The organism is Burkholderia sp. CCA53 (assembly GCF_001685525.1).
Lineage (GTDB): Bacteria > Pseudomonadota > Gammaproteobacteria > Burkholderiales > Burkholderiaceae > Burkholderia > Burkholderia multivorans.
The window spans coordinates 1,193,523-1,214,774 of sequence record NZ_BDDJ01000001.1; the positions used below are offsets into that span (position 1 = coordinate 1,193,523).

General features: G+C 64.9%; 12 protein-coding genes and 1 pseudogene. 4 read left to right on the plus strand and 9 right to left on the minus strand.

Going from position 1 to position 21,252, the window contains the following annotated elements; all coding sequences use genetic code 11:
• Positions 1-77: 77 nt before the first annotated feature.
• Complete coding sequence (locus BCR55_RS05505; protein WP_012467450.1) at positions 78-1,106, minus strand: transporter; 1,029 nt, start codon at positions 1,104-1,106, stop codon at positions 78-80.
• Between the two features lie 211 nt (positions 1,107-1,317).
• On the minus strand, positions 1,318-2,304 hold the full coding sequence (locus BCR55_RS05510) for a hypothetical protein (RefSeq protein ID WP_045593878.1): 987 nt from the start codon (positions 2,302-2,304) through the stop codon (positions 1,318-1,320).
• Positions 2,305-2,425: 121 nt separating this feature from the next.
• On the opposite strand from BCR55_RS05510, the gene BCR55_RS05515 reads away from it, so the two are divergent.
• From BCR55_RS05515 to BCR55_RS05530, 4 genes are all read left to right on the plus strand, one after another.
• Positions 2,426-3,271 (plus strand): M15 family metallopeptidase, encoded by an 846-nt coding sequence (locus BCR55_RS05515; RefSeq protein ID WP_006406946.1) that lies wholly within the window; start codon positions 2,426-2,428, stop codon positions 3,269-3,271.
• A gap of 298 nt (positions 3,272-3,569) precedes the next feature.
• Entirely contained in the window at positions 3,570-7,517 is a 3,948-nt protein-coding gene (tssM, locus tag BCR55_RS05520; protein ID WP_065494289.1) for a type VI secretion system membrane subunit TssM, read from the plus strand.
• A complete protein-coding gene (gene tagF / locus BCR55_RS05525) occupies positions 7,514-8,503 on the plus strand; it encodes a type VI secretion system-associated protein TagF (protein ID WP_006400525.1) in 990 nt (329 codons plus the stop codon). The genes tssM and tagF overlap by 4 nt, the downstream gene beginning before the upstream one ends.
• A gap of 4 nt (positions 8,504-8,507) precedes the next feature.
• Positions 8,508-9,467 (plus strand): OmpA family protein, encoded by a 960-nt coding sequence (locus BCR55_RS05530; protein WP_065494290.1) that lies wholly within the window; start codon positions 8,508-8,510, stop codon positions 9,465-9,467.
• Between the two features lie 75 nt (positions 9,468-9,542).
• Here the strand turns inward: BCR55_RS05530 and BCR55_RS30220 are convergent.
• From BCR55_RS30220 to tssH, 7 genes and pseudogenes are all read right to left on the minus strand, one after another.
• Positions 9,543-10,412, minus strand: a pseudogene (locus tag BCR55_RS30220) (hypothetical protein).
• 56 nt (positions 10,413-10,468) lie between these two features.
• Entirely contained in the window at positions 10,469-12,751 is a 2,283-nt protein-coding gene (locus BCR55_RS05540; RefSeq protein ID WP_065494292.1) for a DUF2235 domain-containing protein, read from the minus strand.
• Complete coding sequence (locus tag BCR55_RS05545; RefSeq protein WP_065494293.1) at positions 12,744-13,577, minus strand: DUF3304 domain-containing protein; 834 nt, start codon at positions 13,575-13,577, stop codon at positions 12,744-12,746. Before BCR55_RS05545 ends, BCR55_RS05540 begins: the two co-directional genes overlap by 8 nt.
• Before the next feature lie 146 nt (positions 13,578-13,723).
• Positions 13,724-14,764: a DUF4123 domain-containing protein gene (locus tag BCR55_RS05550; protein WP_065494294.1), complete on the minus strand. Its 1,041-nt coding sequence runs from the start codon at positions 14,762-14,764 to the stop codon at positions 13,724-13,726.
• Positions 14,764-17,325 carry a type VI secretion system Vgr family protein gene (locus BCR55_RS05555; RefSeq protein ID WP_053297738.1) on the minus strand — a complete coding sequence of 854 codons (2,562 nt, stop codon included), beginning with the start codon at positions 17,323-17,325 and terminating at the stop codon, positions 14,764-14,766. The genes BCR55_RS05550 and BCR55_RS05555 overlap by 1 nt, the downstream gene beginning before the upstream one ends.
• Positions 17,326-17,393: 68 nt before the next feature.
• Positions 17,394-18,515, minus strand: a complete 1,122-nt coding sequence (tssA, locus tag BCR55_RS05560; RefSeq protein ID WP_065494295.1) for a type VI secretion system protein TssA — start codon at positions 18,513-18,515, stop codon at positions 17,394-17,396.
• Between the two features lie 38 nt (positions 18,516-18,553).
• A complete protein-coding gene (tssH, locus tag BCR55_RS05565; protein WP_065494296.1) occupies positions 18,554-21,223 on the minus strand; it encodes a type VI secretion system ATPase TssH in 2,670 nt (889 codons plus the stop codon).
• Positions 21,224-21,252: the final 29 nt, after the last annotated feature.

Here is a 21,252-nt window from a genome sequence, read left to right on the forward strand (position 1 = left end):
TGCGCTTACCCGTACGACGGGCCTCGCGAGCGAGGCCCGTTTTTTTGCGGATGCGTCGCGCGGTGCGGCCGCGCCGCTCAGCGATCGTTGCGCCGACGAAACGCCCACCATGCGGCGAGCGCGGTGAAGCCGGCGACGAACAGCACCATCAACCAGAACCCGTGCTTGTTCTCGGCGAACGGCACGCCGCCGACGTTCATCCCGAAGAAGCCCGCGACGATATTGATGGGTAGCGCGATCACGGTGACGAGCGTCAGCGTGAACAGCGTGCGGTTGTTCTGTTCGTCCAGACGCGAGCCGATCTCTTCCTGCAGCAGCTTGATGCGCTCGACGAGCCCCGCGAGATCGGCGAGCACGAGCGAGAACTCCTCGGTCGATTCGCGCAGCTCCTGCACGTCGTCCGCGTGCAGCCAGGCGGGCGGCCGCGCGAGCAGCCGGAAGATCGAGCCCGGTTCCGGCGCGAGCATGCGCTGCAGGCGCGTCAGCGTGCGCCGCATCGTGCCGAGCTCGATGCGGTTCGACGTGAGCCGCTGCGACAGGAAGCTGTCCTCGATCCGGTCGACGTCGACGCTCGTGCGCCGCATGATCTGGATCAGCAGGTCGGCCTGATCGCGCAGCAGATGCATCAGCAGCTCGGCCGGCGACCGGAAGCGCTCGCCGTCGCGCACGCACGCGCGCAGCGTGTCGACCGAACGCAGCGGCTTGAGGCGCGCGGTGACCATGATGCGCTGCTCGACGTGCACGAACAGCGTCGCGATCTCCGACGGCGTCAGCTCGAGGTTGAACATCACGTCGTTGACGATCGCGCGCAGCGCGCCGTCTTCCTGCTCGATACGCGTCGAACGCGAGCCTTCATGCAGAAACTCGAAGAAGCTGTCGGGCAGTCCGAGATGCGTGCGCATCCAGCGCTCGCTCGCGCCGTGCGCGAGATTGAAGTGCAGCCACACGAAATCGTCGGCGTCGGCTGCATCGCGCGCGCAGCACGTGCGCAGCCAGTCGGCCGCAGCCGATGCGTCGAGCGGCACGCCGGGCTCGCCGCGCATGAAGCGGAACCCGCATATCATGCCGGACGTGTCGGCGCCGTAAGTCTGTGCGATCAGGTCCATCGTGTCGAAGCGAGGGTGCGTCGAGCGCGCGTCGCGCGTCGCCGGCAGCGCACCGGGAAGGGAAACATGACGTATGCCGCACATGTGTGACGGTTTCGTGACAGTGTCATGTATGCCCTGCTGCGACTGTGCCGCGCCGATGCATGGGCCCCAAAAGCAACGCGCCGCCCGGTGGGCGGCGCGCATGCGGCGATTCGGTGCGTGCGGAGCCTTACTGGCGCGCGTCCGACTGCGCGGCAGTCGGGCACGCCGGATCCTTGCCCCAATGGCCGTCGCAGACTCTCCAGCGGCACAGCTGATCTTCGAAGAAGCCGCGCTCCGAGCATTCCTTCACGCGTGCCGCGAGCGAGCCGCCGGTCGCGGCTGCCGCCTTGGTCGGCATGGGCTGCGCCTTCTGCGCGGCCGCTTTCTTGTCGGCCGGCTTCGTACGTGCGACGAGCGCGGCGAGCAGATCGGCGTCCGGATCGTCCTTCGCGGACGCCGTCCGCACCGACGTGTCGCGATGCTTCTTCTGCGCGAGTTCGGCCTGCTCCTTGCGGTGCTTGCGGGCCTCGGCCTTTGCGTCGACCTTGGCGTCCGCCTTGCTGCGGGCGGCCACCTTCGCGCTCTTCGCGTCCGGTTTCGCATCGGCCTTCGCGGTTTTCGCCGTCGTGGCGGCTGCAGCCGTCGTCGCGGCAGCAGTGGCCGCCGTGGCGGCCGTAGCCGCTGCGCCGGCCGTCGTCGCGCCGGATGCCTCGTCGGCGCCGTTCGCGAGCGCGCGCGACAGCCGGCTGTCGTCCGCTGCCGGCGGTGCCGATGCGGACGCAACCGCTGCCGATGCCGGCTCGTCGTTGACGATCGTCGCCGGCTGCACGGCCGACGCCGCGGATGCGCCGTTCTGCGCAACCTGCGCGGTCGCCCCGCTTGCCGGCGTCGCTTTCCCGGCCGCTTGCGCGGGCGCGGCGGCCACCGCGGCCGGCTCGTCGGCCGACTGCTGCTGCCAGCGCCATGCGCCCCAGCCGCCGACGGCGACCAGCAGCGCGACGACGGCGGCGATCGGCGCCTTCAGCGACCGGCGCGGCGGCTCGGCCGGCGGCGTGACGCGTCCTTCCAGATCCGCGAGAATGCGCGACGGCTGCGAGCCGCCGTTGTCCGCCGGCTTTGTATCGGACAGCAGGCTCGGTGGAGTTTTCGAATTTGAATTTTCCGGCGCACTCATTCAGCGTCTCATTGAATCCTGGTTTAATTCACCGCGATAATATAGCCCGGCCTCTCGAAGCAGCCTGATTCTAAGAGCAAGCATTGCAAAACACAATCAATTCCAATTTCCGGGGATTTCATTGATTGCCGTCGCACTCGTCGCCTATTTCGCCGTTGCCGTCGCCGTTGCGGCACTGTTGCTTTTACCAGGCATCCGCGCGACGGTTTTCGATTCCGTCGCGCAATTTCACGGCCGTCTTACGCGCCGCGCGAACGATCGCGCCGCACGCGCACGAAGTCAGATTGTTAAATCGGCACGCGTCACGCGCACCACGCTGAGCGACGTGCAAAATTTACTGGTTCGGCGGCGCTTGATGATTATGGTCTCGGCGGGTATTCTTGCGACGCCGCCATTGGTCGCGATTGCGTTACGCGGCAGGCAATTGTTTCAGTACGACGACACGGCGCGCGTGCCGGACGAAAAGATCGCCGCGCTATTGCAGGGCGAGCAGCTCGTGCCGCCGCCGCCGTTGCCGCCGGAAGTCTTTGCCACGCGGGAAGTCGAGCAGGTAAGGCCGGCGCTGAAGGACGCGAGCCGCGACTGGAATCTGCTCGATCCGGATTTCCGTACGCGCTTGCTGCTGGTCTACAAGATCATGCACGAGCAGTACGGTTATGAAATGGCGCTGCTCGAGGGTTATCGAAGCCCGGAACGGCAAAACCGGCTCGCGCAGATGGGCAGCAACGTAACAAATGCGGCGGCGTTCCAGAGCTATCACCAATTCGGGCTCGCGGCCGACAATGCATTCCTGCGCGACGGCAAGCTCGTCATTTCCGAGAAAGATCCGTGGGCAATGCGCGGCTACCAGTTGTACGGACAGGTGGCCGAACAGGTCGGTCTCACGTGGGGCGGCCGATGGAAAATGATGGATCTCGGGCACGTGGAATACCATAAACCCGGTTTTAAACTGGGACGCGGCAGCTAGCCAGGGCTGCCGGACAGGAAATAATGAGGGCGGCATGGGGCTTGTTAATCACCCGACAGGAAACGATATCGGCGGCGCAATCGATCGGGCATTTCGATGCGCGATTTTTTCCGGCCGCCGCCTGCGTTTTAAAACTCACAGCGTCCTTTCATCCATGCGCGCGCCTTCTCCGATGCCGCGGGCGCATTGATGCCAGCCCCCTTCACCCCGTTTGACAGCATGGCGACACGTCGCGGTGTCACGCTTGCCGCTCGCACGCCCGTCGCCTCACCGAATCGCACCGGAACCTGAACGTCCTATGCAACGCATCCTCAACGTGCTGACTCACCCGCGTACGCTCTCGATCGTCGGGATCGTCGCGCTCGCGGCGATCCTCTTCATCGTCGCCGACATGCTGCAGCTGCCGCTGCCGTGGGCCGCGATCGCGCTCGCGGCGATCCTCGCGCTGTGGCTCGCGGTCGCGCTCTGGCGGCGCTGGCGCGTGAAGCGCGCGAACCGGCAGCTCGGCGAGGTGCTCGAAGAACAGGCCGAAACCGGCAAGATCGCGGCGCCCGCCGCGGCGGCCGTCGCGCCCGATGCGAAGACGGCCGACCTCGACGCGCTGCGCACGCGCCTGTCCGATGCGGTGAAGACGATCAAGACCTCGAAGATCGGCCAGGTATCGGGCGGCTCCGCGCTGTACGAACTGCCGTGGTACATCGTGATCGGCAACCCCGCGGCCGGCAAGAGCAGCGCGGTGATCAACTCGGGGCTGCAGTTCCCGTTCGCCGACAAGAACAGCGCCGTGATCCACGGCATCGGCGGCACGCGCAACTGCGACTGGTTCTTCACGACCGAAGGGATCCTGCTCGACACCGCGGGCCGCTACTCGGTTCACGAGGAAGACCGCAGCGAATGGCTCGGCTTCCTCGGCCTGCTGAAACGCTACCGGCCGAAGGCGCCGATCAACGGCATCATCGTGACCGCGAGCATTGCCGAACTCACCGGCAACCGCCCCGAATTCGCGATCAATCTCGCGAAGAACCTCCGCCAGCGCGTTCAGGAACTGACGGAAAAGCTCGAAGTGTTCGCGCCGGTCTACGTGATGTTCACGAAGGCCGACCTCATCACCGGCTTCACCGAATTCTTCAGCAGCAGCGACAAGCACGAGTACGACCGCGTGTGGGGTGCGACGCTGCCGTACGAACCGGACGAGAAGCGCGACGTCGTTGCGCTGTTCGACGAGCGCTTCGAGGAGCTCTACGAAGGGCTGAAGGAAATCAGCATCGCGCAGCTGTCGCTGTCGCGCGGCCATCAGCTGTCGCCGGGCCAACTGAGCTTCCCGCTCGAGTTCTCGACGATCAAGCCGGCGCTGCGCGCGTTCCTCGCGACGCTGTTCGAGAACAACCCGTTCCAGTACAAGCCGATCTTCCGCGGCTTCTACTTCACGAGCGCGCTGCAGGAAGGCGAAACCAGCAGCGCGGCCGCGCAGCGCATCGCACACCGCTTCGGCCTCGACGCGAGCGCGCTGCCGAAGCCGCACAGCGCGTTCTCGAAGAACGGCTTCTTCCTGCGCGACCTGTTCTCGAAGGTGATCTTCGCCGACCGCCAGACCGTGCGCCAGTTCGCGAGCCCGACCAAGACGCGGCTGCGCTACGCGACCTTCTTCGGCTTCGTCGCGGCGCTCGCGCTGGCGCTCGGCGGCTGGACGTGGTCGACGATCGGCAACCAGCAGCTCGTCGCGAACGTGCAGGCCGATCTCGACAACGTCACGCGCCTGCAGCAGGGCCGCAACGATCTGCAGTCGCGGCTGCAGGCGATGGACATCCTCGAGGACCGCATCGAGCAGCTCGAACAGTTCCGCCGCGACAAGCCGCTGTCGGTGTCGCTCGGCCTGTATCAGGGCGATCGTCTCGAACAGCACTTGCTGACCGAGTACTACAACGGCGTGCGCCAGATCCTGCTGAACCCGGTTTCGCAGAACCTCGCATCGTTCCTGAAGGACGTGAACGCACACCCCGACCAGCTCGTGCCGATGACGCGGCCGCCCGAATCGGGCGCCGTGCAGGCGAGCGCGCTGCCGGTATCGACGAACCCGGCGGGCGCCGCGCCTCAGGCCGGCGCCGCGCAACCGTCATCGTCCGTCGCGGGTGCGCTCGCCGCGCCGCAACCGCCGGCCGCGCCGCAAGGCGGCCTGTACAGCGACGCGTCGCCGACCAACGTGCAGGACGCGTACAACGCGCTGAAGACTTACCTGATGCTGTCCGACAAGCGTCACGTCGAACAAGCGCACCTGAGCGACCAGCTCGCGCGCTTCTGGCGCGGCTGGCTCGAGACGAATCGCGGCAACATGCCGCGCGACGAGATGATCAAGAGCGCCGAGCGCATGATCTCGTTCTATCTCGCGCGCGTGAACGACGACGACTGGCCGATGATCGACGCGAACCTCGCGCTCGTCGACCAGACGCGCGAGAACCTGCGTCGCGTGGTGCGCGGCATGCCGGCCCGCCAGCGCGTGTACGAGGAAATCAAGGCACGCGCGTCGACGCGCTTCGCGCCGATGACCGTCGCGCGCATCGTCGGCGACGGCAACCAGGGGCTGATTGCCGGCAGCTACGCGATCCCGGGCACGTTCACGCGCGACGCGTGGTTCGACTACGTGCAGCCTGCGATCCGCGACGCGGCGACCAAGGAGCTGCAGGCGAAGGACTGGGTGCTCAATACGTCGACGCAGGACGACCTCACGCTCGAGGGCAGTCCCGAGCAGATCCAGAAGACGCTGGTCGGGATGTACAAGACCGAGTACGCGCAGCACTGGCAGAAGTTCATGCAGGGCATCGCGGTGCAAGGCTTCAGCAGCTTCGGCCAGGCCGTCGACGGCATGAACCGCCTCGGCGACCCGCAGGACTCGCCGATCCGCAAGATCCTCGAGACCGCGTATGAGCAGACCTCGTGGGATAACCCGTCGCTGGCGAACGTCGCGATCAAGAAGGCGCAGACCGGCGTGGTGAACTGGGTCAAGCAGTTGTTCACGCGCTCGCAGGCCGGCCAGGTTGCGGCCGCCAACATCGACATCAACGGCAATCCGGTCGAGGTGCCGATGGGCCCGATCGGCCAGGAGTTCATCGGCCTCGCGCGAATCGTCGCGACGCACGACGGCACGTCGATGCTGAAGGGCTACATGGACACGCTGTCGAAGGTGCGCACGCGCTTCAACGTGATCAAGAACCAGGGCGATCCTGGGCCCGGCGCGCGCCAGCTGATGCAGCAGACGCTCGACGGCAACGGCTCGGAGCTCGCCGATTCGCTGAAGTTCGTCGACGAGCAGATGCTGACCGGCCTCACCGATTCGCAACGCAAGGCGCTGCGCCCGCTGCTCGTGCGTCCGCTGATGCAGGCGTTCTCGGTCGTGATTCAGCCGGCCAGCGTCGAGGTCAACAAGGTGTGGAACGCGCAGGTCTATCAGCCGTTCCAGAGCTCGCTCGCGACCAAGTATCCGTTCGCGGCGAACGCGAAGGTCGAGGCCGGCGCCGGCGAGATCGCGCAGGTGTTCGGTCCGGACGGCTCGATCGCGAAGTTCGTCGGCACGACGCTCGGACCGCTCGCCGTACGCCGTGGCGATACGCTTGCCGCGCGTACGTGGGGCGACATGGGCCTCGCGCTCGCGCCGGAGTTCACGAACGGCTTCGCGCGCTGGGTCGCACCGCTCGCGGGCGGCGCGGCCGGCGGTGCCGCCGCGTCGTCGGAACCGCAGACCGTGTTCCAGATCCTGCCGCAGCCGAGCACCGGCACGACCGAATACACGGTCGCGATCGACGGCCAGCAGCTGCGCTACCGCAACACGCCGCCGCAGTGGACCAACTTCGTGTGGCCGAACCCGCAGGGCTCGCCGGGCGCGACGCTGTCGGCGACGACGTTCGACGGGCGCACCGTGCAGCTCGTCAACGAGCCCGGCCGCTACGGTCTCGAGAAACTGATCAACTCCGCGCAGCGCAAGCGGCGGCCGGACGGCACGTTCGACCTCACGTGGACGCAGGGCAGCGTGAGCGTGTCGGTGACGATGCGCATCATCAGCACGTCGCAGCCGACAAGCGGCGGCGGCGACCAGCCGCAGCAGCAGAGCCTGCGCGGGCTGCAACTGCCGTCGTCGGTCGTCGACGCGAGCGCGGGCGCCGCACAGAACGCGGCCCAGGCCGGCGCCGGCGCGCCGGCCGCCGCGCCGACCGTCGCGGCCGCTACCGGTTCGAATGCACAGGGGGCGCAATGACGCAAACCGTTCAGGCGCAAGTCGCCTATTTCGGCAAGATTCCTTCGCGCGGCGATTTCGTGAAGAGCGCGCACAATCCGCAGTTGCTGCAGACGCTCGATCGCTGGATCGCGCAGGCGCTCGAACTGCTTGCGGAAGATCCGCGCTGGAAGATCGTCTACGAAGATGCGAAGCCGATGCATTTCGCGTTCCTCGGCTCGCGCAGCAAGCTCGCGATCGCGGGCCATATGGTCGCGAGCCACGACGTATCGATGCGCCGCTTCCCGTTCCTCGGCGCGACCGCGCTCGAAGTCGACCGGCCGCTCGCGTTCCTCGCACGCAGCCCGCTCGCGTTCGCGCGGCTGTGGTCGCGCGTCGCCGCGCAGATCGCGCCGCTGCTCGCGAGCGAGGAGCCGCCCGGCGCGCTGCAGGCGCTCGGCGACACGCAGGTGCCGATCGACATCGGCGGGCCCGGCACGTCGCATGACGGCACGTTCAACGACTTCGTCGAACATCAGTCGCTGTACGGGCTGCAGCAGATGCTGCTCGAAAGCGGCCATCCCGTGCGGCTGCGCGGCGCGATGCTCGCGCTCGGCTCGCTGCTGCGGCCGGTGATGCAGAGCGGCTCGTCGCATATCGAACGCGGCCTCACGCTGCCGCTGCCCGTCGATCCGTTCTACCGCAGCCTCGTCGCCGCGTTCTGGCTCGAACTGATTGCGCCGTTCGTCGCGCAGGCCGATTTCGAGCTCGCGATCTTCATCGGTACGATCGCCGAGCGCGAACGACTGATCATCGGGTTCAACGGTGCGTCGGCGAAGACGCTGCTGAGCGTCGTCGATCCGCAAACGTACGCCGCCCACAACATCGATATCGACGATCCCGAGTGGATCGACGCTCATGCGCAAAACGATCCGCAGGTCAGCAAACTCGTCAGCTATCTCGATCAACCACAGCTGTCGCTGCGCGTCGCCATCGACGCGTTCCGCGAAGCGTTCATCGGAGGCTGACGGGATGCAACGTACGATTCATGTCCGGCGTATGCGCTTGTCGCGCTTGTCGTCCTTCGTTGCCGCCCTTCTCGCTGCCGGCCTCGTCGGCAACGGTGCGGCCTACGCGCAGAACGCCGGTGGCGCGACCGTCACGCCGGTCGGCAACGGCACCGTCGCGGCGAGTGCGCTGCCCGCGAATGCCGGCGCAGGTTCGGCAAGCGCGGCCGCATCCGGCACGCTCGTGCGCGGCACGGCCGGCACGCTTGCGCCGCCGCCTGCGAATGCGACGCCCGGCCAGGTTGTGGTCGGCGGCAAGGTGCCCGACGAAGCGACCAAGGCCGCCGTGCTGCAGAAGCTGCGCGACACGTACGGCGCCGCGAACGTCGTCGATCAGATCGAGGTCGGCGACGTCGCGACGCCGCCGAACTGGAGCGCGAACGTGCAGAAGCTGCTCGGCGCGCAGCTCAAGCAGATCAGCAAGGGGCAGCTGAAGATCAACGGCACGCAGATCGAGATGAAGGGCGAGGTGCACAACGAGGCGCAGCGTCAGCAGATCGCAAGCGACATGGCCAATACGCTGAACCCGACGTATACGATCCGGAACGGGTTGCGTGTGTCGGCGTCGGAGCAGGGATTGCTCGATCAAACGCTCGCGAACCGCACGATCGAGTTCGAGACCGGCAGCGCGACGCTGACGCCGCAGGGCAAGCAGATTCTCGACCAGATGGCGACCGCGCTCGCGAAGCTGCAGAACCGGACCGTCGACATCATCGGGCATACCGACAACTCGGGGAACCGGACGTCGAACATCGCGCTGAGCCAGGCTCGTGCGGATGCTGTGAAGGGATATCTGATCACGAAGGGAATCGCGCCGCAGCAGATGACGACGACAGGCGTCGGGCCGGATCAGCCGATCGCGCCGAACGATACGGCGGACGGGCGGGCGAGGAATCGGCGGATCGAGTTTCGGGTTGGGCAGTAGGTGGGGAGACGGGGCCGTTTGACCGAATTCGAAACGGGCCGCGTCATTGACGCGGCCCGAGCACGCCCGTGTGCGTCAGCCTCGACTGCCTCGGCTGCCTCGGCTATCGTCGCGCGGCGGCGGCAATAATCCCGCTTCGATCGGCGGCACAGCAACCGACGGGAATCGATCCTGCGCCAGTTCCGCCGCAATGTCCGGCGACAAAGCGGCCATCTCTTTCGCGAATGCGCCGCGCGTCCCGTTGCTCGACCGAATGCGTTTCTGCACCGCCGGGTGCGCGTCGAACCGGGCGTTCACCAGAAGCGCGAAATACGCGTATTGCGCGAGATCATCGCGATCGGTGAAGCGGTACCTGAGCCACGCTGCCGCGACCGTCCGCGAAATTCGGCGATGCAGTTGGGCATCGTTGTCCCCGTTTCTCGTCGAGCTGCTTTCCGTATCGTTTCGTCAGCTCGCGCGATACGTCCACGATGGGCAAGCGCGTAGTCCCCAGCATCTCGCCTGGAAATGCCAGTTCGACATGGTGATCGGGGTAGAAATGAATCTCGAGAATGCGCGAACCGATCGAGTCCGGCACGTTGGTCGGAGCCAGCGATGCGTTCGCTTCCGCCTGCTGCTTCTTCACCTGCTCGCCGGGCCGCCAGTCGTCCGCGTCGTAATACGTCCACTGAACCTTGAAGTTCGTGCCCTTCAGCGAATAGCAGCATGCGATGCTGCCCTCGCCCGCTCCCGGTTCCAAATCGCCACCTCCGCGAGCCTTATTGCCGTATTGGTCTGTGATCGTAAATCGAGCGAGGTTGTACGGCAGGTAATTCAGTGCTTCCGTGGAAACAGCCACATAGGTCGGCTCGGATTGCTGCATGCTGCGATCGACACGAATAGTAGATTGGCCGCGGCAATTCGCAACACGGCAAACGTACGCGCTACCGCCAGCGCGTTCGGCAGAATCGCGGACCATACGGCCCGGGCGACGGCCGGCGGTAGGAAGTTCTCGTCGCCGCTCAATGGACGGAAGGCGTTGCGCCGCCCTTGTATCCGCGCGCCCATTCCTTGCTCTGCTTGGCGGCCTGGTCGATTCGAGCAGCGACGCGATCGTCTTTCTGGCGTTGCTTTGCTTCCTTGTCGAGATCGGAGACCCCGAACTCGTCCGTGTCCCGCGTGCGGAAGTACAGCGAGGGCGCGAGCACGTGATCCTGCCAACTCGTCAACAACGTGTCGTGAACGAGCAGGTCGAATAGTGCCATCACGTCGGGAGGAAGCGGGTGCTTGCCTTCGATTCCTTCTTTCCAGGCCGACACTAGTTCCATCTGAGGTTCGGGCAGCATGGCTGCCTCGATCGCGTCCGCGCTCGCCTTGTTATCGGAATCCCATGTGTCCGGCGTGTTCCGGATTCGTTCTGCTGATTTCCGCAAGCCGTCCTGAAGGGACGCGCGGTACAGCATCCTTTCCGACTCCTTGTGAAGACGTTCCCACACGGTCGTGTAGTCTTTCGGCGCCTCGGCGAGCAACTTCTCGTAACGCTTCTGCGCCGCGTCGCTCGCCGCCTTCATCCCCCGCAACGTCGCTTGATCGGCGGGGCTCCGACTCGCCAGCATGCTCATGTTGATGCCCTGGCGCTGCAGTTCCCAGTCGAGTTTCGACTTCGTCGTCTTGCGCTGCAGGTCGGCGTCGGCCATGTTGCGCTTCCAGTCCGCCACTGGGTCGGACATCGTGCGCCGGAATTCGGGGTCCTGATAGCGGACGGCAATCCAGCGCAGGAAGATTTTCGAATGGGAGACGAGGTCGATGCCGGCTTTGCGGGGGACGAGTGCGCGGTAGGCGTTGACCAGTGCCCTAATCCGGTATTCCCTTCCATCGCATTTGATTGGATCAGAGAGCTTGAAGCGCTGGAACACGGGTGCGTTGTACAGATACAGATCCTCCATCGTGTCCATAGCGGCCCCCGCCTTCAGTGCTTCCAGCAACATATCTTGCAGCGGGATCCTCATCAGTTCGGCATTAAAACCCAAGGACCCGTTCGGTGCTCCACCGACGACATCGCAACTAGTGCCCGGATAGAGAAACTGCTCGCCGCGGGTTTTCTCGAGACTATCAAGACGCTGATAGAAGCGCATCTCATGCGCAGCAGCGAAATGAACACAGCGCTGGACGCTTGCCGGAATGCCGAGAGGCCGATCCTTGTAGCTGGTTTTTAGCAATCCAAGATAAGGCACCATCCCGATCAGTTCGCCGGCCTCCTCCGACATGATCGACGAAACGGCGTCGAGAAGACCGACAAACTTGATCTGAATCGATACGCCGTCAATCGCAAGATCCGTATCGTCCCTGCGTTTGTATTTCTCTGCCAGATGGTTGATAAACGCACGTGCGAGCACGCATCCCCGATCCGCCCCAAAGACCGATACCTCGATGAGGCGAACCTTCGGCATCTGGTTCTTGACGGTATGGTATGCAGCCTCGAATTGATCCCTGGCCGCGATCAACCGGGTGTCGACGCCAGTTCCGAATGCCTCGGCCATGACAGCGTTGTCACGTACGATCGGTACGTTCTCCATCGCCAAGCCAACGAAGAGTCCGCGCGCAACGGCCATGGCCGCCTTCATCGGGGTTCCCTTAATGTTCGCCTTGGCGTCGTTCTTGGCATTGCGCCACAGCAACGTGCCAGTGGCCTTGGTTCGCTCCCAGATTCGCTCCGGCGACGCATTCAGCACATTCGCGATTCGACGCGCCTGAGCAGGAATGTGCTCAATATCCTTTCGAAAATCCTCGAATGCCTTCTCGATTGGTCGAAACGAAAAATCTCCCGCGAGAAACTGCTTTTTCACGTCGTCGACCCGCCTTTTTACGTCGGCCTGTTTGAGCGGCGTATTGACACGCGCGAACGATTGGGCCACCGACGACGCCCCCTTGGCGAGCTTCTTGCCCGCCAGTTTGGCGGCGGCTACGCCAATGTTGTTCCATGTGTTGGATTTGGCATCGTCGTTCAGCGGCGTACCCAGGCCGGAATAGTAAAAGCGAAACCAGAACTGGTTCGCTGGTCGCCTCGGGTCCTCAATGTCACGATGTGCCTCCCAAAGCCGGGCGATATTTGAATACCGCGAACTCGATTTATCGTCTATATCTCGGTTGCGCCCGAACGCATCGAAGAAAAAACCCATACGGATCGTCGCCCCGCAAGGCATGCAATCGCTCTTCGGGTACATGGTCGCGTTCTGATTGACGATCTGCATGTACACCGATGCCGGTGTTGCATCATCCGGATCCAGTTTGATTCTTTCAGCCATGCTTTTTCTCCTCTACGCGCGGGGGCGGAACAAGTCCATCGGGTAGGGACGGCACCGCTACCGACTCGAACTTGCCGCTCGTCAATTCAGACAGAGTCTTCTTCGGCAACGATTGCATCGCCTTCGCAAAGGCCCCCGGCTTGCTGGCGTCCGCTTGCAGGATGCGCTGAATCTCCGGATGCGAGTCGAAGCGATTATTGACGAGCAGATTGTAGTAAGCGTATTGCTTCAGATCGTCGAGATCGGTGAGATGGTATTTCAGCCATGCAATCGCGACCACACGGGCGACACGACGAAACTGCTGGTCTTCGCGCTCATCGTACCGCTTGTTCAACTGCGTCTGATACTGACTCGCCATCCAACGCGACACATCGACCATTGGGATGCGCGACTCATCCATCAGCGCACCAGGAAACTGGAACTCGATGTGACGGTCTGGATAAAAGTGCACTTCGAGAATTCGATCACCGACCTTCTCTGGAACCTGCGCCGGCGGCATCGTCACCTTGGCCTCCGCGTGAAACGTCTGTTCGTTGCCCTTGTGCCACTGGTCAACGTCGACATAGCTCCATTTGACTGTAAACTCCGTGCCTTTAAGTTTGTAGCAGCACGTCACGCCACCTCCGCCACCTGGCAAGCTATTACCCCCCCCAGCTTTGTTACCGTATGCGTCGGTAATCGTGAATCCGTCCAGGTTGTATGGCAGATAGTTGTGCGCGATTACCGAAATCCCGGTATACGTCGGCTCTGACTTTCCGCATGCAGTCGTTGCCACCACGAGCAAACACCCCGCCAGCGTACGACTCATCAGACTCGACAATCTCATTGCTCTACTCATTGATGTTTTCCTTTTGAATCGCTCTCAGCGCGCGACACAGGCATAGACCCGACCGCAATCCTCGGCATGCCCTCAGCGACATAGCTCAGCTCAAGCCCAGAACCATCGCAATCGCGCCCACCGCTACCGCGGGCCTACGCCGCATCCTCACGCGCCTCCAGCAACTCCCGCTCATGCATGTCGCGAATCGCATCCCAAGTCGCATCATCGATCGACGCCAGCGCTGCATCGACGCTCGTTTCTCCGCGTGACGCCGCTTCAAGACACGACTTCACGATCGGATGCTCGTCGAACCGCGGCGCAACCTGCACGCCGGTCACGACATAGGAGAGCAGCCCAATCTCATCGACGATCCCGTGCGCCGCCGCACGATCAAGCTGCTCGACAACCAGGTCGTGAAGCTCCGCATCCGACAGGTGATCGACCACCGCCGCCATCGTCTCCCTGAACTTCAGCACGAGCTTGTCTGGATACCCGAGCTCGATCAACTTCGCATGCTGCTGCTCGCTGAGTCCCGCCGCATCGGCCGCCGGCATCGCTCCTTCGACCGCCGGCGCATCGTTGCGCCACACCACCTCATCGAGCTGTCGATCGCGATACCGAATCTCGTTGAACGGCGCAACGAACTGTCGTGTCTGCGCATCGCTCCACACCCGTCGAATACGGTCGAACACATGGTTGTCGAAGAAGAACAGGTAGTACGCGCGACCGTTCGGCAATCTGTACTGCACGTACCGGCGCAGATGCGCATCAAGTGCATCGAACGACCACGTCGACCACATCCACGTCACCGCATGCAGATCGACCGCATCAAGCCACAGCTGGCGCAGCAGCCGATGCTGCTCGGCATTCTCGTCGTCAAGCGTGTCGCGATCGAACGCGATCAGGTACGGCGCGATATCCGTATAGGCTTCGAGCCCCGTATCGGTCCACAGCGACGCGTAGCGTAGACGATGCACCATCGCGAGTCGCACATCGAGCTCCTGATAGCCCCGTGTATCGACGAGGACATACAGCCGCATCGCCCTGCCGACTTCGTCGGTGCGAGCCAGCGAAGCCTTCAGCATTGCCAGAAACGCCGGCCACTCCGGCTCGCGCGGATTCGGAGCAGTGTCGATGGTTTCGTTTGCGCCAGTCGCGTCATTCCGACCGGTCACGTCGTTAAGCTCGTCCATCAATCCGCCTCGACCATTGCTTCGCGCCCGCTATGCGCATTCAGCACACACTGCTTGCACGTTCCGCCCGGCATCGCGGGCAGCGGATACGGCATGCTGGCCGGTCCGTTGAACTGGTGCTGCGCGCCCTTGAAATCCACCTTCCCCGGCGCATGAATCTCGATGTTGCCGCCCTTGATCCGGATATAGGCGCCGCCCGACGTCAGCAGGACCTCCTGCTTGGCGGCCACGTCGACATGCTCGGTTGCCGACATCAGCTTGACCACCTTCTGCGCAGTGACCTCGACGCTATCCGCATGCGCCTGTATCTCGACCTTCCCCTTGCCGGCAAACAGCTTCATTCCGGCATTCTGCGCGAACAGGCTGATGCGATCGCGGATGCCGGCAATCAGCGACTTCCCGCTGGCAATGAACGTGCTCTGGCCGCTGACGATATTGGTCTGCCGATCGGCCGACACGTGTACCGACTGCTGCGACGATAACGCGACGCCCGCCGGACTCCCAAACAACATCACGGGCTCCTTGAACGCATTCGCATTCCCCGTCCCGCCGCCCGCGGTCCTGCCGCCACCCGCCGTCGCGCCCGCGACGCTGTTCTGCGTCGCATCGGCAAACTGCTTCAGCGCATCGTGCCCATCGCCGAGCCCCGCAGCCTGATGCATCTCGCTGACCTGCGACATCGACTCGATCAGCCCCTCGGCATTGACGAGCTGCTGCCGCGCTTCCGACACATCGAGCGGCTGGCTGCTCGCCTGCTTCGGATGCGTCGTCACATACAGCCCCTGCCCCGCGCGCACCGCGCCATACGCGTCCGTGCGCAAATCGAACCCCGAACCGAGATACGCGCCGCGCGTGTTGCCGTCCTGCTCGATCAGATAGCCGAGATGCAGCAGCGAATTCGCGCTGCTGCTGAACAGGCGCGCGCGGTTCTGCCCGGTCGCGTCGTCGAGCACCATCTCGTTGTGCCCCGATCCCGCATACTCCTTCGACCGGAAGCCCGACAGAATCCCGTTGCTGTGCCACTGCGGCGCGGTCGCACCGTTATACACGCGGTGCAACGCGATCGGTCGGTCGCAGTCGCCGCCCACATAGCCGATCAGCACTTCCTCGCCGACGCGCGGAATATGCACGCCGCCGTAACCGCCGCCGGTATCCGACTGCACGACGCGCACCCAGCACGACGCGTTCTCGCGGCCTTGGCTTTGCCGATCCCACACGAACATCACCTTGATCCGGTTCAGTTCGTCGGTGTAAACCTCTTCGCCCGGCGGACCGACGACGACCGCCGTTTCGAGCTGCATCTCCGGCTTGCGATGCACGAGCGGGCTGCGGTACGGCACGCTCGCGCGCTGCGCTTCGACCTCGACGAGATAGAACCCTGCCGAGCCGTCGTCGTGGCCGACAACGAATGCCGCAGCATCGCGGTACGCCGCTTTCACCCGCGCAAGTTCGTCCTGCAAACTGTGCGGAAAGTGCGCCTCCTCGGCCGAAAGCGGCAGGTTGTTCTCGACATACCGGCTCACGGCGATCGCCGCGAATTCGCGATCCTGGGCCGAATCGCGGTCATGCTCTGGATGATCGGCGAGCGTGAAGCGCCGGCCCGCGTCGATGCCGCGCACGCCGCCCACGCCGAAGAAGCGCTTCGCGCGCGACTCCCATTCCTCGAGACGAATCTTCGACAGCTGTTCGCCGCGATCCTGGCCCGGATACGTGTACGCGCCGGTGTATTCGTAGATTTCCGCCTGCTCCGGCAGATCGCCCTGGCCGCTCTTCGTCGGCAACGACGTGCCGTTCGGACTGCCGGCCGACGACGGCGACTTGTAGTCGAACGTGCGCGTGGTATGCAGCGAGCTTTGCAGCGTCCGCGACGCGGCCCACTGCGTAAACCCCGCGGTTTCGGTGCCCGCGCCTGACCGCTCGAACCTGACGACGTTCGGCGACAGCGCGTCGATCGCATGCAGATCGTCGGTCACGACAAGCGTGTGCGCACTGCCGTCTTCCGCGTGCCGCCAAAACCCGAACAGCCCTTCGTCCTCCATCAGCCGATGCACGAAGTTCCAGTCGGTTTCGCTCTGGCGGCAGTACGAGCGCGACGGCAGCGGCTTCGATAACGCAAACTGATACCGGCCCTTCGCCTGCGGATGGGTATCGAACACGTCGGCCAGGATCGCGTCGACGCTCTCGTCCTGCCAGTAGCGCATATCGCTGCGGAACTTCAGGAAGTGCATCCACGACGCGAACGTCAACTGATAGCTCGACAGACTGCCGTCCGCGCCGAGCCGGCGAGCGGTATGCACATATCCGTTGATCGGCAGATACGACTTGTCCGCCTGCTGGATCCACAGCGTGATCGGCTTGGCGATCAGCGTCTTGAGCTCGATGTCGCTCGCAGCGGACTCGAAGTCGAGCGCGACGCTGAAATCGCGGCCCAGTTCGGCGCGGATTACTGCGCGGCGCGGCACGAGTGCATTGCTCGGCAGCGACGGGATGTCGGTCTTCAGCAGACGATCCTGCTGAATCAGCCCGCCGCGAATCGCCTGTATCAGTTCGGTCACGTTCATACGTCACCCTTCTTGTTGTTCCTCGCGAACCCGCCGGGCCCGCGCTCTCAGGTCGAAAGCCCGGTCGCTCACGACTGCTCGTCCGGCCTCACCCCCAGCAGCTCGCGAATATGCGACAGCGATCCGTCATCCTTGACGACGCTCTCGAGCCACTTGTGCAGCGGCATGTCGGCCCATTCCGCCGCCTTGTCGGCGAGATACGCGACCGGGCTATGCGGCTCCGTCTGCCTGAAGTAGCGCGCGACCGCACGCAACTGATCGACGGCCTGCGCACGGTTCTGAATGCCGGCGATCATCTGCGTCGCCGGCGGACGCGGAGCGGTTTGCGACTGCACGTGGGTCTCCTCGGTCTGGATCGGCGTGCCGAAACTCGGCTCGATGCGCTCGGGCTGCGCGGCGGGCGGCACTTCCTTATGCGGCGCGCTGCCGGTATAGCCCTGCTCGCGCGCAAAGCGCTCGGCAAGCCGATACACGGTCTCGAACGCATCGCGCGTCTGCCGGAAACTCGGCGCGGCATCGCCTGCACGCGCGACCAGCGTGTCCTCGAACGCATCGAGCGCGAACTCGAATGCCTTCAGGTTCGCGAGCAGCGTCGCGTAGAACGCGATCGGCGTCACGCGCCGCGATGCATCGATCTGCTCGACCGACGGCTTGCCGCGCGCGATGTCGTCCGCATGCTCGGGATCGCGCTTGATCGCCTGCGCCACGTGCTGCGCGACCTCCCAGTCGAGCGTCGTGAACGCGTTCGCCGCGCCGTCCGTCATCGGTATGCCGCGCAGCAGCTCGGCCGTACGGCCGGCCAGCCACGCGACGTTGCCGAGCCGGTATTCGACGTCCTCGCCTTCGGGCAGCGGATGAACGGTGTCCCAATACTCGCGGCACAGTCCTTCGAGCAGCGCATAGCCTTCGGTGAGACCGGTGATGCCGTCCTCGAGCGCGAGCGCCTCGGTTAGCCACACCGCGACGCGCAGATCCTTCGTGCGCGTGCGCAGCAGCTCCGTCGCGCGCTCGACGACGAGACCCCAGTCGGCCTCCTTGATTTCGGTCACCCACTCGCCTTGATCGAGCGTCGGATCGTCGTAGCGCCGCGCCTCCTGGATCGCGTCGAATTCGTTCGAGAACAGCAGGTCGTCGCCGGTGGGCGACGCATCGCTGATCGGCGTCAGCAGCTCGGGGAGATTGATGGGCATGGTTCAGTAAATCCGTTGATGCATCGGAAGGGGCGCGCTCATTCGACCGTATACGCAAACTCGCCGGCGTCGTCCGCGCACACCGCGATGCGCGTAATCGACGCGCCGTCGGCGATCCGGCCCAGCACGTGGCCCGCGATCTCCGGCAACAGCGTCCCGTTCAGAATGTGGTCGACGTTGCGTGCGCCCGAGTCGACTTCGGTGCAGCGCGCGAGAACCGCGTCGACGAGCGATTCGTCCCATTCGAACGCGGCCTTGTGGTTCGCCTCGATGCGGCTGCGAATCCGTTCGAGCTTCAGCTCGATGATCTCGGCGAGCACGTCGTCGGAGATCGGGTAGTACGGCACCACCTTCATCCGGCCGAGGAACGCGGGCTTGAATGCCTTGTACAGCTGCGGGCGCAGCGCCTCCGCGAGCGCATCGGGATCGGGCAATTCCTCGGCCTGCTTGTTCAGGCACGCCTGCATCACCGCGGCCGAACCGACGTTCGACGTCAGGATGATCAGCGTGTTGCGGAAGTCGATCTCGCGCCCTTCGGCGTCGTCCATCATGCCCTTGTCGAACACCTGGAAGAACATCTCGAGGACGTCCGGATGCGCTTTCTCGACCTCGTCGAGCAGCACGACCGAATACGGATTGCGCCGCACGGCCTCGGTCAGCACGCCGCCTTCGCCGTAACCGACGTAGCCCGGCGGCGAACCCTTCAGCCCGGACACGCTGTGCGCCTCCTGATACTCGCTCATGTTGATCGTGATCATCTTGCGCTCGCCGCCGTAGAGGATGTCCGCGAGCGCCAGCGCCGTCTCGGTCTTGCCGACGCCGGACGGCCCGACGAACATGAACACGCCGCGCGGCTTGTTCGGATCCTCGAGATTGGCGGACGCGGTGCGCACGCGCTGCGCGATCGCTTCGAGCGCATGGTCCTGGCCGATCACGCGCGCGGCGAGCAGCGGCTTCAGATTGAGCACGGTGCCGATCTCGTCCTTCACCATCCGGCCGAGCGGAATGCCGGTCCACGCAGCGACGATTTCGGCCACCACGTGACCGTCGACCTGCAGCGGCACCATCGGTTCGCCGCCCTGCAACGCATGCAGCGCCGCGACGCGTTCGGCGAGCTTCTCGCGCGTGGCCTGCACGTCGACCGGCTGGCCGTCGTCGGCCGGCGCGCGGGCGCGGTCGAGCGTCTCGCGCAGCGCGGTGATCTCGGCGACGATCGCGCGTTCCGCCTCGTAGCGCGCTTCGTCCTTCGCGAGCTGTTCGAGCGCCGCGTCACGCGCGCCGCGCAGCTCGCCGAGCCGTTCGTCGTGCGCTGCGCCGCTTGCCGCATCGCGCTCGAGCGATGCGATTTCCGCGTCGATGCGCTCGATGCGCTTTTTCGTGTCGTCGATCGCGGCCGGCGTCGCGCTGTGCGCGAGCGCGACCTTCGCGCACGCGGTGTCGAGCACGCTGATCGCCTTGTCCGGCAGTTGCCGGCCGCTGATATAGCGATGCGACAGCCGGACGGCCTCGGTGATCGCATCGTCGAGAATCCGCACGTTGAAGTGCTTCTCCATCAGTCCTGCCATGCCGCGCAGCATCGCGGCCGCCAGCGGCTCGCTCGGTTCCTCGACCTTCACCACCTGGAAGCGTCGCGCGAGCGCGGCATCCTTCTCGAAGTACTTCTTGTATTCGCTCCACGTCGTCGCCGCGATCGTGCGCAGCTCGCCGCGCGCCAGCGCGGGCTTCAGCAGGTTCGCCGCGTCGTTCTGGCCGGCCTGTCCGCCCGCGCCGATGATCGTGTGCGCCTCGTCGATGAACAGGATGATCGGATGCGGGCTCTTCTTGACCTCGTCGATCACGCTCTTCAGGCGGTTCTCGAACTCGCCCTTCACGCTCGCGCCAGCCTGCAGCAGCCCCATGTCGAGCACGTGCAGCGCGACGCCGCGCAACGGCGGCGGCACGTCGTCGGCCGCGATGCGCAGTGCGAGCCCTTCGACCACGGCCGTTTTGCCGACGCCGGCCTCGCCCGTCATGATCGGATTGTTCTGGCGGCGCCGCATCAGGATGTCGATCGCCTGACGGATCTCGGCTTCGCGGCCGATCACCGGGTCGATCTTGCCGTCCCGTGCACGCTGCGTGAGGTTCGTCGTGTACGTGTCGAGCGCAGGCGTCTTCGATGCGCCCGCTGCCGGCACGCCGCCCTCGGCCGGCGCAGCGGCGTCGCCGTGCTCCGCGTCCGCACGATGCGGCTCGGCTTCGCTGGACCCGGCCGTGATCTCGTCGAACTTGTGCTTCAGATCGGTCACGTTCACTTCGGAGAAGCGCGCCGACATCCGTTGCGCGAACTGTGCGAGGTCCGGCGCCGTGAGCAGCGCGAGCAGCAGGTGGCCCGAGCGGATGCGGCCGAGCTGCGAGTCGAGCGACGCGATGAGCCACGCCTGCTCGAACAGCGCGATCAGATGCACCGAGAATACGGGCGTGCGCGTGTTGCCGGTCTTCAGGCGCGTGAGTTCGCGCTCGAGATCGGCGCGCAACGCATGCGCGTCGATGCGGCTCGCGCGCAGCGCGAGCGACAGGTCGCCCGCGGGCTCCTCGAGCAGCGCGAGAAACAGATGCTCCAGATCGACCTCGTAATGGCCGCGCGCAAGACACGCGCTCGCCGCGCGCTCGGCCGCATGCCGGCACAGCGGATTCAGTTTCGTGATGAGGGTCTTCAGAGGCGTGCTCATGGCGTCGATCTCAGGTTCGTTTGCGTGTT